We start from the raw sequence: 11,997 nt of genomic DNA, 5'->3' as shown, positions 1-11,997 counted from the left end.
GCGTTTCAGCGCGACATGAACGACTTGACGCACGCCTCGCCACTTCAGCACATATCCGGATGACGCTTCCGCAAACGCTGTCGATCCTCACTCTGGTGGGCATGATGGCGCTCTTCGTCTGGGGGCGCTTCCGCTATGACGTGACGGCGATCCTGGCGCTGATGGCGGCGCTTGCGCTCGGCATCGTCAAGCCCGAAGACGCCTTCACCGGCTTTTCCGACGACATCGTGATCATCGTCGGCTCGGCGCTGGTCATATCCGCCGCCGTCCAGCGGTCCGGCCTGATCGAGGAGGCGCTGGCCCTTGTCATGAAGCGCGTCACCCGCGTCCGCTCGCACCTGTTCGTGCTGATGGCATCGGTGGGCTTTGCCTCCGCGCTGGTCAAGAATGTCGGCGCGCTCGCCATGCTGATGCCTGCCGCGTTTCAGCTGGCGAAAAAGGACAAGGTCAATGCATCCGTCTTCCTGATGCCGATGGCGTTCGCCTCGCTGCTTGGCGGGTTGATGACGTTGGTCGGGACGTCGCCGAACATCATCGTCAGCCGCGTGCGCGAGCAGATGACCGGCGAGCCATTCCGCATGTTCGATTATCTGCCCACCGGCCTCGGGTTGCTGCTGGTGGGCCTGCTGTTTCTGCGCTTCGGCTATCGCCTGCTGCCGCGTGATCGTCAGGCGGCTCCCACGATGGGAGATGCGCTCGACATCAAGGGCTATGTCACCGAAGCGAAGATCGGCGAAGGCTCGCCCGCGATCGGCAAGACCGTGGCCGAATTCGTTGAGCGGCACGACCATGCGGTCGGCGTCATGAGCGTGCTTCGGTCCGGCATGCGAAGCTTCCCGTCTCCCGACATCGTGCTGCGCGATGAGGACACGCTTATCCTGGGAGGTGATCCGGATGCGCTGGAGCGGGCGATCGCCACGGACAAGCTGGCCCTTGAAGGCCAGCACCGCGACCAGCCCGAAGGCAGCGATGACAGCGATATCGGCGTGATCGAGGCGGTGGTGAACACCAACTCCATACTCGTGGGCCAGACGGCGGGGCGTCTGCGGCTTCAACGGCGTTTCGGCGTGAACCTGATCGCGATATCGAGGTCCGGCGAGCGCCTGACGCGCAAGCTCGGCGCAACGGTGTTGCGCGCGGGCGACGTGATCGTCCTCCAGGGGCCGTTGAACCTGCTGCCCGAGCGCTTGCGGGATTTGGGAGCCTTGCCGCTGGCGGAACGTGCGCTTCGGCTTGGCATCACGAAACAAGGATGGTTGCCGGTCGTCATTCTGGCCGTTGCCATGGCTGCGACCGCAACCGGGCTTGTGCCGGTGGCGGTGGCGTTCTTCGTTGCGGCGGGACTGGTGATGGCGGTTGGCGCACTGCCGCTGCGGGACGCCTATGAAAGCGTCGATTGGCCCATTCTCATCATGCTTGGCGCGCTTATCCCGGTCAGCGATTCACTGCGCACCACCGGCGCGTCGGACCTCATTGCGACACAGCTTGCCCATATCGCGGCCCTGTTGCCGGCATGGGGCGCGGTGGCGCTGATCCTGGTGACCGCGATGGCCGTGACTCCGTTCCTCAACAACGCCGCCACCGTGCTCGTCATGGCCCCTATCGCGGCGGTGTTCGCGAATGATCTCGGCTATCGTCCCGAAGCCTTTCTGATCGCGACCGCCGTCGGCGCGGGCTGCGATTTCCTTACCCCCATCGGGCATCAGTGCAATACGCTGGTGCTTGGCCCCGGGGGGTACAGGTTCAGCGACTATGCGCGTCTCGGCGCGCCCCTGTCGCTCCTCGTGATCCTGGTCGGAACACCCCTGATCATATGGACTTGGCCGCTCAACTGACCGGCGAAATTATCGCTTCTTCTAGATGGGAACCAGATCCGCAAGAAAGCGTATTTACTTTGCTTGGCTTTGAGAGAGACAAGTGGACGTCGGGCTCCGGTGTAGTGTCACAGCCACCGGGGCTCGACATTTATTTGTGCCACTTCAGTTCGCCATCCGCTTCAGCGTTTCTATGCGGTCAGCCTCCGCCGCCGGTTTATCGGTGCGGATGCGGCTGATGCGGGGAAATCGCATCGCGAGCCCCGATTTGTGCCGCTTTGATGCGTGGACTGAATCGAACGCCACTTCCAGCACCAGCGTTTTCTCAACCTCCCGCACCGGGCCGAAGCGGTTGACGGTGCTGTTCCTCACGAACCGGTCGAGGAAGATCAGTTCCTCGTCGGTAAAGCCGGAATAGGCCTTGCCCACCGGCAGAAGCTCACCGTCTTCGGTCCAGCATCCGAATGTGTAATCGGAATAATAGCTCGATCGCTTGCCGTGGCCGCGTTGGGCATACATCATCACGCAATCGGCGGTCAGCGGATCGCGTTTCCACTTGTACCAGAGGCCGGTCTTGCGTCCCGCGACATAGGGGCTGTCGCGGCGCTTCAGCATCAGTCCCTCGATCGCTGCGTCGCGCGCGCCCATGCGCCACTGCTCCAGCGTTTCCAGATCGGGCGCGTCGAGGATCGCCGACAGGTCGAAGCGCGACGGATCGAGCCGGGGCATGAACGATTCCAGCCGCGTGCGGCGTTCGGCCCAGGGCAGGGCGCGCAAATCCTCGCCATCGTCGAACAGCATGTCATAGACCCGCACGAATGCGGGATAATCCCGCAAGGCCTGCGCCGACACCGTCTTGCGGTTGAGCCTCTGCTGAAGGGCGTTGAAGCTGGCCGCCTGTCCGCCCTGAAAATCGCCTTTCACGAGCAGTTCGCCGTCGAGGACGGCCGGCACGTCAAAGGCGGATGCGATATCGGGAAAGCTGCCGGTGATGTCGTCGCCCGCGCGGCTGTAGAGCCTTGTCTGTCCCGTGACATGGACAAGCTGGGCGCGGATTCCGTCCCATTTCCATTCAACCGCATAGTCGGCGAGGTCGATCTGCCGTTCTTCCAGCGGATGGGCGAGCATGAACGGCCTGAATACGGGCGTATTCCCGGCGGTCGGCTGGTCGGCACGGCCCTCGGCCCAGTCGAACAGCGGCTGATAGGGTGGAGAGATGCCGTGCCAGACCTCCTCAACCGCCTCCACATCCAGCCCGAACGCCCGCGCCAGCGCGGTCTTGGCAAGCCGCGCCGAAACGCCGACCCGCAATCCGCCGGTCGCCAGCTTCAGCAACGCGAACCGGCCGTTCGCCTCAAGCCTGTCCAGCAGTTCGGCCATGACGAAGGGCGCCTGCTGCCGGGTAAGCGATTGCAGGCGTACGACGATCACGGAAAGTGCGGGGTCTTCGGGCGCTGCGGGCGGTACTTCGGGCTGCGGCCAGATAAGCGCCACGGTTTCGGCAAGGTCGCCGACATAATCATGGCTCATCGCGAACAGCACCGGGTCCACTCGCTGCTCCACCAGCGCGCGGATGATGCTGGGCTGGACGGCGGGAAGGCTCAATTCTCCGGTCAGCGCCGCCAGCGCCCAACCCCGGTCGGGATCGGGCGTGGCTTTCAGATAGCGGGCGATCAGCTCCAGCTTGCTGTTGCGGGAGCGGGTATAGACCAGCCTTTCGAGAAGGTCCGCGAACGCCTTCATCAGTCGTCCTCGTCCTCGCGGCCGATGAGCGCAAGCTCCCGCGCGCGTATCTGCCTGAGGCCGCACCAGTGGACCAGCGCTTCCTCGCGGCCGTGCGTCACCCACACTTCGGCCGGGTTGATCTCGGCAATGGTCGCGGTCAGTTCGGGCCAGTCGGCGTGGTCGGAGATGACGAGCGGCAATTCGATATTGCTCTGCCGCGCGCGCTGGCGAATGCGCATCCAGCCGCTTGCCATGGCGGTGATCGGATCGGGCAGGCGGCGCGACCAGCGGTCGTTCAGCGCCGATGGCGGCGCGACGACGATCTGTCCGGCAAGGTCAGCCGGTTTCAGGCCCGTGGCGAGCCTCAATTCGCCCAATTCCACGCCGAAATCGCGGTAGAGATCGCACAGCCGCTGGAGCGCGCCATGGATAAAGATCGGCGCGTCATGTCCCGCCGCGCGCAATTCGGCGATCACCCGCTGCGCCTTGCCAAGCGCATAGGCGCCGACAAGGATGCACCGGTCGGGCTCGGCGGCAAGCGCCGCCATCAGCCTTTCGATTTCCGACCGGGTTTCCGGATGGCAGAAGACGGGCAGGGCAAAGGTCGCCTCGGTGATGAAGATATCGCAGGGAACCGGCTCGAACGGCGGGCAGGTGGGGTCGTGCCTGCGCTTGTAGTCGCCGGACACCACCGCCCGTTCGCCCCGATATTCCAGCACGATCTGCGCGGAGCCGAGCACATGGCCCGCAGGCACGAAGCGCACGCTGACATCGCCGATCCAGACCTTTTCGCCATAGCTGATGGCCTGCGCATGTCCCGCCTCGCCATAACGCGCGCGCATGATGGCGAGCGTCTCAGGCGTGGCGAGCACATGGCCGTGGCCGCCGCGCGCATGGTCCGAATGGCCGTGGGTGATGAGCGCGCGTTCCGTCGAAAGCGCCGGATCGATCCAGAAATCCCCGGCAGGCACGTGGATGCCAGTTGCATGCGCTTCAATCCAGGAACCAAGTCGAGCCATTGGTGACTATATAGCGATGATGGCCGAAAGTTCCCTTCCCGTCACATTGCAGAACTGGTTCGATGCGCGCGGCTGGCGCGTGCGCGGTCATCAGCTTGCGATGCTGGATGCGGCGCGCGCCGGAGCCAGCGCATTGCTGGTCGCGCCGACGGGATCGGGCAAGACGCTTTCGGGCTTTCTGCCGAGCCTTGCCGAATTGATCGCCCAGCCGGGGTTCGATGGCCTCCACACCCTCTATGTGTCGCCGCTGAAGGCGCTTGCAGTCGACGTCCAGCGCAACCTGCTGACCCCGATTGAAGAAATGGGCTTGGGCATCAGGGTGGAGACGCGGACGGGTGACACGCCCCACGCGCGCAAGGCCCGGCAGCGGATCATGCCGCCGCAGATGCTGCTGACCACTCCGGAATCGCTGAGCCTGATGCTGTCCTGGCCCGATGCGGAGCGCATGTTCGGATCGCTCAGCACCGTCATCATCGACGAGGTCCACGCCTTTGCGCCCACCAAGCGCGGCGACCTGCTGAACCTGGCCCTGTCGCGGCTGGAGCGGTTCCGGCCCGGTTTCAGGCGCGTGGCACTGTCGGCCACCGTGCAGGACCCCGCCGCCTATGTGCACTGGCTCGCGCCTGCGGACAAGCAGGACAGCGTGCGGCTGGTGATGGGAGAGAAAGGCGCGGATCCGCAGGTCACCATCCTCATCCCTGAAGGGCGGGTGCCGTGGCAGGGCCATTCCGGCCGCTATGCCATCGATCAGGTCTATGAGCAGATCAAGGCGCATCGGCTGACGCTGATCTTCTGCAACACACGCGGCCTGGCCGAACTCATCTTTCAGGATTTGTGGAAGATCAATGAGGACGATCTGCCGATCGGGGTCCATCACGGCTCGCTTTCGGTCGAGGTGCGGCGGCGCATGGAAGCCGCAATGGGCGAAGGCAGGCTTCGCGCTCTGGTGGCGACGGCAAGCCTCGACCTCGGCGTCGACTGGGGCGACGTCGATCTCGTCATCCAGATGGGCGCGCCAAAGGGCTCGTCGCGGCTGACCCAGCGGATCGGCCGCGCCAATCACCGGCTGGAAGAGCCTTCGCAGGCGCTCGTCATTCCCGGCAACCGCTTTGAATATCTGGAGGCGCGCGCCGCGCTGGATGCGGTCGAAGGCGGCGATCTTGATCCCGACGGGTTCCGTCCAGGCGCGCTCGATGTGCTGGCGCAACATGTCATGGCCTGCGCCTGTTCCGCGCCGTTCGATGCGGACGTTATGTTCGACGAGGTGCGCCGGTCCGCGCCCTATGTGGCGCTGGAAAGGGAGACGTTCGACCGGCTGATCGATTTCATCTCGACCGGAGGCTATGCGTTGCGGGCCTATGACCGGTTTCGCCGCCTTCGTCAGGGCGCGGACGGCCTGTGGCATGTCTCGCACCCCCGCTTCGTAGAGCAGCACCGCATGAACGCGGGCGTTATCGTCGATGCGCCGCTGATCGAGGTGCGCTTCAAGAGGGGACGCAAGCTCGGCACGCTGGAAGAAGGCTTTGCCTCCACCCTGTCCCCCGGAGACACCTTCGCCTTTGCGGGCCTTTCGCTTGAGGTGGAGCGGATCGACACGACCGAGATGATCGTGCGCGCGACCAGCAAATCGCCGCGCATCCCCACCTATGGCGGCACGCGCCTTGCGCTTTCGACCAATCTCGCGGCCCGGGTCCGCCGGTTCCTGCACGAGCCGGAGGAATGGCGGCGCTTTCCCGATGACGTGCGCGAATGGCTGGAGGTGCAGGGCAGGCGGTCGCTGCTGCCCCGGCCGGACCAGATGCTGGTCGAAACCTTCCCGCACGAAGGCACACACTATATGGTCGCCTTTCCGTTCGAAGGCTGGAACGCGCACCAGTCGCTCGGCATGCTCCTCACTCGCCGCATGGAGACGGCGGGCTATGGCCCACTGGGCTTCATCGCCACCGATTATGCGCTTGGCGCGTGGTCGGTGAAGCCGGTTATCGATCCCCGCCCGCTCTTTTCGCCGGACATATTGGAGCATGAGTTCGTCGAATGGGTGCAGCGCTCCCACCTGTTGAAGCGCGCCTTTCGCGAGGTCGCGCTGATCGGCGGCCTGATCGACCGCCAGCATCCCGGCAAGCGCAAGACCGGGCGTCAGGTCACCTTCTCGACCGATCTCATCTATGACGTTCTGCGCCGTTACGAGCCTGATCACATGCTGCTGCGCGCGGCGTGGGAGGATGCGCGCACCCGCCTGACCGATGTCGGGCGGCTGGCCGATCTGCTCAATCGCTCCAATGAAGCAATCGTCCACATGGCGCTGGACCGGGTGTCGCCCATGTCGGTGCCGCTGATGATGATCATCGGCCGGGAAAGCGTGCGGCAGGAAGCGACCGAGGACATGCTGCTTGCGGAAGCCGATGCGCTGGTCGCCGAAGCCATGCGGCTCGATTGATCGGGCTTGCGGCCACGCGCGGCGCGGCGTAGGCGGGGGCATGGTTCCCTTTTCGTTCGCGGGCGAGGATTTCCTGATCATGGGCCAGGGCGCGCTGTTCTGGCCCGCACGCAAGGCGCTGTTGATCGCCGACCTGCATCTGGAAAAGGCAAGTTTCTTTGCGCGTTTCGGGCAGATGCTGCCACCTTATGACAGCAATGCGACATTGGCGGCGATAGAGGCGCTGGTCGATGAAACCGGCGCGCGCGAACTCTGGTGCCTTGGCGACAGCTTCCATGATGGGGAGGGACCATTTCGACTGGACGAGCAGGCACGGAGGCGGCTTCTGACGCTGACCGCACGGCTCGACTGGACATGGATCACCGGCAACCATGATCCGCTCACAGCCGCGCCGGGCGGCCGCGTGCTGGACGAGGCGTGCCTCCACGGCATCTGCCTGCGCCATGAAACGCTTGGCAGCGACCGAAGGCCCGAGATTTCCGGGCATTGGCATCCCAAGCTGCGCATGCGCGTGCGCGGGCAGAATCTCTCCCGCCGATGCTTCGTCCATGCGCCGGGCCGGTTGATCCTTCCCGCCTTCGGCGCATTCACGGGGGGCATGCGGGCGGACGACCCCGCCATAACAAGGGCTGTCGGGACACCGGCCGAAGCGCTTGTCCCTGCAAACGGGCGGCTGCTGCGCTTTCCGCTGGCGGGGTGAGGAGGAACCGTTTCGCGCGTCCGCTGGTTGATCCGCCATGGCGCAGCGCACCTTCTGGAAGGGCTATCTGAAGCTCTCCCTCGTCACCTGTCCGGTGGCGATGATGCCGGCCACGACGGAATCGGCAAAGATCCGCTTCCACACCATCAATCGCGCCACCGGCAATCGCATCATGAGCCGTTATGTCGACAGCGTGACGCACAAGGTGGTGGACGATGACGAGCAGGTGAAGGGCTATGAAACGGGCGAGGGCGAGTATGTGATGCTGGAGGAGGACGAGATCGCCTCCGTCGCGCTTGAAAGCACGCGCACGATCGACATCGAGCAGTTCGTGCCGAGGGATTCAATTGAATGGCTCTGGTATGACAAGCCGCACTATCTGGTGCCGGACGACCCGGTGGGGGAGGAAGCCTTTTCGGTCATCCGCTCCGCGATGGAATCGACGCAAACGGTGGGCATCGCCCGGCTGGTGCTGTACCGGCGCGAGCGGGCGGTGATGCTGGTTCCGCGCGACCAGGGCATCACCTTGTGGACGCTTCGCTATGGCGACGAGGTGCGCGACCCGGATGACTATTTCGACGCGATAAAGCCCGAAAAGCCCGAGGCCAAGCTGCTGTCCCTGGCCCTGTCGCTGATCAAGGAACGGACGGAGCGCTGGGACCAGAAAATGGTGAGCGACCCGGTGCAGGACAATCTGCGCAAGATTATCGCCGCCCGGAAAAAGGGGGCCCGCAAGACGCCGAAGGCCAAGGCGGCGGAGCCAGTCGAACAGGCCGGCAATGTCGTCAACATCATGGACGCGCTGAAGCGCAGCATCGCGGCGGAACAGAAGGGCAAGGGCCGCTAGACGAGCAAAGCGGGGGTGACCGCCTATTTCTTCCCCGGCAAAGCTACCGCGCTCTTCCGAAAATCGGCCCAGGGATCGCTCTGCTGGTGCGCCAGCCGCGTCAGCGCATTGGCGACGGTGAAATATGCCGGGCCGATCTCGCCGCCCAGTTCATCCCAGCCGATCGGCATAGATACGGGCGCGCCGGGCCGCGATCGGGTGGAAAAGGGCGCAACCGCCGTCGCGCCGCGACCGTTCCTGAGATAATCGACCAATATCTTGCCCTTGCGCTTCGATTTGGTGACCGTCGCGACAAAGCGGTCGGGGCTGTCGGCGGCCATCGCATCGGCGATGCGCTTCGTGAACGGCTTCACGACATCCCATCCGGCGTCCGGCTTCAGCGGGGACACAACGTGCAGTCCCTTGCCGCCCGATGTCTTGAGGAAGGCGGCGAGACCCAGCTTTTCCAGCCGCTCGCGCACCTCCTGCGCCGCTTCGATCACCTGTTGCCATTCGACGCCGGGGCCGGGGTCCAGGTCCATGATGATCATGTCCGGCTGTTCCATCGCTGCAAGCGTCGATCCCCAGGGATGGATCTCCAGCACGCCCGCCTGAACCAGACCGTAGAGGCCTTCCAGATTGTCGATGCTCAGCACCGGCTCCTTTGACGATGACTTTGGGTCGGGCGTCTGCCTGATGCTTTTGCTCAGCCCTTTCCAGGCGCGCTTCTGGAAGAAGCATTGTTCGGTGATCCCGCCCGGACAGCGGACGAGCGAAAGCGGGCGGCCGGTGACATAGGGCGCGATGTGCGGCCACACCTCGGCGTAATAGTCCGCGAGACCCGCCTTGGTGACTCCCGCGTCGGGCCAGTAGAGCCGGTCGGGATGGGTGAGCACGGCCTTGGGGCGCTGCTGCCTGCTGGTGCTTGCGGGCGCGACTTCCGTCTCGATCACGATGTCCGATGCGGGCTTGTCCTCTCGCAGCCCGCGAAACGCCGCGTGGCGCAGGTTGCGGTCGGCCGTCCAGCCGCGAAACTCCACCTCGGCGACCAGTTCGGGCTTTACATAGCGGACCTGCCGCGCCTGTTCGGCAGACAGCTTTTTAGCGAACGGGCTGGAACTGGTCCTGATCTTCTCCAGCCGCCGATACAGGTCTTCGGCGGCGCGGACGGTGTATCCGGTGCCCACGCGGCCGACATGGATCAGATTGCCCTTGGCGTCATGATAGCCAAGCACCAGCGATCCGATCGCCTTGTTGGAGACGGTGGACGGCACATAGCCCGCCACGACGAACTCCTGCCGCTCGGAACACTTCGATTTCACCCATTCCTTCGTCCGCCCGTTCCGATACTTTCCGTTGGCCTGCTTGGAGATGATGCCTTCCAGGCTCAGGCGGCAGGCGTGGCGCAGAACGATTGCCGCTTCGGCCTCAAAATGCTCGCTGAAGCGCAGGACGGCGGCATCGCTTGCCGACATGATTTCCTGGAGTGCGGCCTTGCGCGAGAGAAGGGGAACGCCTTGCAGGTCATGGCCGTCCAGGTGGAGCAGGTCGAAGGCGTAGAACACGAAGCGGCTGGCGCGCCCGGCGCTCAACTCCGCCTGAAGCGCTGAAAAGTCCGACGCGCCCGCGTCATTTTCGACAACCAGTTCGCCGTCGATCACAGCTTCCTTGACAGGAAGCGCCGCCAGCGCCTGTGCGATCGCCTTGCCGAAGCGGCCGGTCCAGTCCAGCCCGCCGCGCGTGATGAGCTTCACCTTGCCCTTGGCGATGTGCGCCTGAAGCCGGTAACCGTCGAGCTTGATCTCGTGGAGCCATTTCTTGCCCGTCGGAGGCTTCGGCACCAGCGTTGCAAGCATCGGCGGAACGAAATCGGGCATCGTCGCCTTGACCGCGCCCTTGAGCTTGGCGGGAGCGGCCTTGGGCGGCGGGGGCGCGATCTTGCCGGTCTTTGACGACCAGCCCGGCGCTTCACCCGCGATTTCGTCCACCGTCCGTCCGGTCTTCACCGATTCCGGCCGTTCCTCCAGGATATCGGGGTCATCCTCCGCCCGGGCGGCGTCATCGTCGCTCTTGATGAGCAGCCAGTTGTCGGCCTTTTCGCGCGGCTTTGGCTTCAGTCGGACAAGGTGCCATTTGCCATTCAGCTTTTCGCCGAACAGCTCGAAATCCAGATGCCCCTTGGCGAGGCCCTTCTTGGCGTCTCCCACCGGCTTCCACTGTCCGCGATCCCACAGAACAACGGTGCCGCCGCCATATTCGCCCTTGGGGATCGTGCCTTCAAAGTCGCCATATTCCAGCGGGTGATCCTCGACATGAACGGCAAGCCGCTTTTCGCCGGGCACCAGGCTTGGCCCGCGCGTCACCGCCCAGCTCAGCAGCACACCGTCCAGCTCAAGCCGTAGATCGTAGTGCAGCCGTCGCGCGGCGTGTTTCTGGATCAGATAGGCGTTGCTGTCCTTGGCGGGTTTCGCCGCGCCTTCGGGCTCGGCGGTTTTCGTGAAATCCCGTTTCTGCCGATAGACCTCCAGCGCCATCAGCCGGCCTTCCGTTGCCGGGCGGTCGTCTCGGCCTTGCGCTTGCCGCCGGAGGGCGATTTCGGCTTGGCCGCCGCCCGTTTCGGCGCGGCCTTGGTCTTCTTCACCCCGGCGCTTTCACGCAACGCGTCGAGCAGGTTGACGACATTGGTGGGCGCAGGGGCTTTCCTCGGCTTGATCTCGCGCCCTTCAAGCTTGGCCTTCACCAGATCGGCAAGCGCTTCCTCATAGCGGTCGTCATATTTCGCCGGGTCGAAACTGCCCCGCTTGGTCTTGATGATGTGCTCGGCCAGCTCCAGCATTTCGGCCGAGATTTTCCTCTTGGGGATGGAGGAAAAGGCGTCTTTGGCTGAACGCACCTCATAATCGAAGTTCAGCGTCGTCGCGACCAGTCCGCATTCGTGCGTACGGATCAGCAGCGTCCTCACGCGCCTGAACAGCACGGTGCGGGCAAGCGCCGCGACATTGGCCTTTCGCATCGCCTCGCGGATCACAGCATAGGGCTTTTCCGCAACGCCATCGGCGGGGGTCAGGTAATAGGGCTTGTCGAAATAGACGTCGTCCACTTCGGAGCAGGGGATGAAGGCCTCGATCTCCAGCGTCTTGTCGCTTTCGGGTATGGCTGCGGCGACTTCCTCCGGCTCCAGCACGATATAGTCGCCGTTGCTCGTCTCATAGCCTTTCACCTGGTCGTCGCGTTCGACGGGCTTGCCTGTCTCCTGATCGACATATTGCCGCGACACCCGATGGCCGGTCGCGCGGTTGAGGGTATGGAAGCTGATCCGCTCGGACGTTGACGCAGCCGTATAGAGGCCGACCCGGCACGCCAGCTCGGCCACCGTCAAAAAGCCCTTCCAATTGGCCCTTGCCGCCAAATCCAGCACTCCAGTCGGCCGATGTGTCCACGTCTTAACCCTTCAGGGCTGGCGCTGGTTGCATTGG

The 11,997-nt window shown here is 64.4% G+C and carries 8 protein-coding genes; 4 read left to right on the top strand and 4 right to left on the bottom strand.

From position 1 onward, the window contains the following. The first annotated feature begins 59 nt into the window (after positions 1-59). Complete coding sequence (locus tag BSL82_RS05435) at positions 60-1,835, top strand: SLC13 family permease (protein ID WP_072596368.1); 1,776 nt, start codon at positions 60-62, stop codon at positions 1,833-1,835. A 144-nt stretch (positions 1,836-1,979) separates the two neighbouring features. On the opposite strand, the gene BSL82_RS05430 is transcribed toward BSL82_RS05435, so the two are convergent. Together BSL82_RS05430 and BSL82_RS05425 are read right to left on the bottom strand one after the other, a co-directional pair. Next, positions 1,980-3,557, bottom strand: a complete 1,578-nt coding sequence (locus tag BSL82_RS05430; protein WP_072596367.1) for a cisplatin damage response ATP-dependent DNA ligase — start codon at positions 3,555-3,557, stop codon at positions 1,980-1,982. Further along, positions 3,557-4,558 (bottom strand): ligase-associated DNA damage response exonuclease, encoded by a 1,002-nt coding sequence (locus tag BSL82_RS05425; protein WP_072596366.1) that lies wholly within the window; start codon positions 4,556-4,558, stop codon positions 3,557-3,559. Before BSL82_RS05425 ends, BSL82_RS05430 begins: the two co-directional genes overlap by 1 nt. Before the next feature lie 19 nt (positions 4,559-4,577). On the opposite strand from BSL82_RS05425, the gene BSL82_RS05420 reads away from it, so the two are divergent. Genes BSL82_RS05420 through ku (BSL82_RS05410) form a run of 3 tightly spaced genes read left to right on the top strand, consistent with a single transcriptional unit; the run spans position 4,578 to position 8,542 of the window. Continuing rightward, positions 4,578-6,995, top strand: coding sequence for a ligase-associated DNA damage response DEXH box helicase (locus BSL82_RS05420; protein WP_072598615.1), 2,418 nt, complete (start codon positions 4,578-4,580; stop codon positions 6,993-6,995). A gap of 40 nt (positions 6,996-7,035) precedes the next feature. Then, entirely contained in the window at positions 7,036-7,695 is a 660-nt protein-coding gene (pdeM, locus tag BSL82_RS05415; RefSeq protein ID WP_072596365.1) for a ligase-associated DNA damage response endonuclease PdeM, read from the top strand. Between the two features lie 37 nt (positions 7,696-7,732). Continuing rightward, positions 7,733-8,542, top strand: coding sequence for a non-homologous end joining protein Ku (gene ku, locus BSL82_RS05410; protein ID WP_072596364.1), 810 nt, complete (start codon positions 7,733-7,735; stop codon positions 8,540-8,542). A gap of 23 nt (positions 8,543-8,565) precedes the next feature. On the opposite strand, the gene ligD is transcribed toward ku (BSL82_RS05410), so the two are convergent. After that, positions 8,566-11,055 carry a DNA ligase D gene (gene ligD, locus BSL82_RS05405; RefSeq protein ID WP_072596363.1) on the bottom strand — a complete coding sequence of 830 codons (2,490 nt, stop codon included), beginning with the start codon at positions 11,053-11,055 and terminating at the stop codon, positions 8,566-8,568. Then, on the bottom strand, positions 11,055-11,930 hold the full coding sequence (gene ku / locus BSL82_RS05400) for a non-homologous end joining protein Ku (RefSeq protein WP_072596362.1): 876 nt from the start codon (positions 11,928-11,930) through the stop codon (positions 11,055-11,057). Before ku (BSL82_RS05400) ends, ligD begins: the two co-directional genes overlap by 1 nt. Between the last annotated feature and the right edge of the window lie 67 nt (positions 11,931-11,997).

Source organism: Tardibacter chloracetimidivorans (assembly GCF_001890385.1).
Lineage (GTDB): Bacteria > Pseudomonadota > Alphaproteobacteria > Sphingomonadales > Sphingomonadaceae > Tardibacter > Tardibacter chloracetimidivorans.
The sequence above is the reverse complement of the archived record's forward strand: the minus strand, read 5'-3'. Positions and strand labels throughout refer to the sequence as shown.

What these genes read in the sequence shown, in the direction of transcription:
- BSL82_RS05435 (WP_072596368.1), top strand. Translation starts at nt 60, where the DNA reads ATGACGCTTCCGCAAACGCTGTCGATCCTCACTCTGGTGGGCATGATG.
- BSL82_RS05430 (WP_072596367.1), bottom strand. Translation starts at nt 3,557, where the DNA reads ATGAAGGCGTTCGCGGACCTTCTCGAAAGGCTGGTCTATACCCGCTCC.
- BSL82_RS05425 (WP_072596366.1), bottom strand. Translation starts at nt 4,558, where the DNA reads ATGGCTCGACTTGGTTCCTGGATTGAAGCGCATGCAACTGGCATCCAC.
- BSL82_RS05420 (WP_072598615.1), top strand. Translation starts at nt 4,578, where the DNA reads ATGGCCGAAAGTTCCCTTCCCGTCACATTGCAGAACTGGTTCGATGCG.
- pdeM (WP_072596365.1), top strand. Translation starts at nt 7,036, where the DNA reads ATGGTTCCCTTTTCGTTCGCGGGCGAGGATTTCCTGATCATGGGCCAG.
- ku (WP_072596364.1), top strand. Translation starts at nt 7,733, where the DNA reads ATGGCGCAGCGCACCTTCTGGAAGGGCTATCTGAAGCTCTCCCTCGTC.
- ligD (WP_072596363.1), bottom strand. Translation starts at nt 11,055, where the DNA reads ATGGCGCTGGAGGTCTATCGGCAGAAACGGGATTTCACGAAAACCGCC.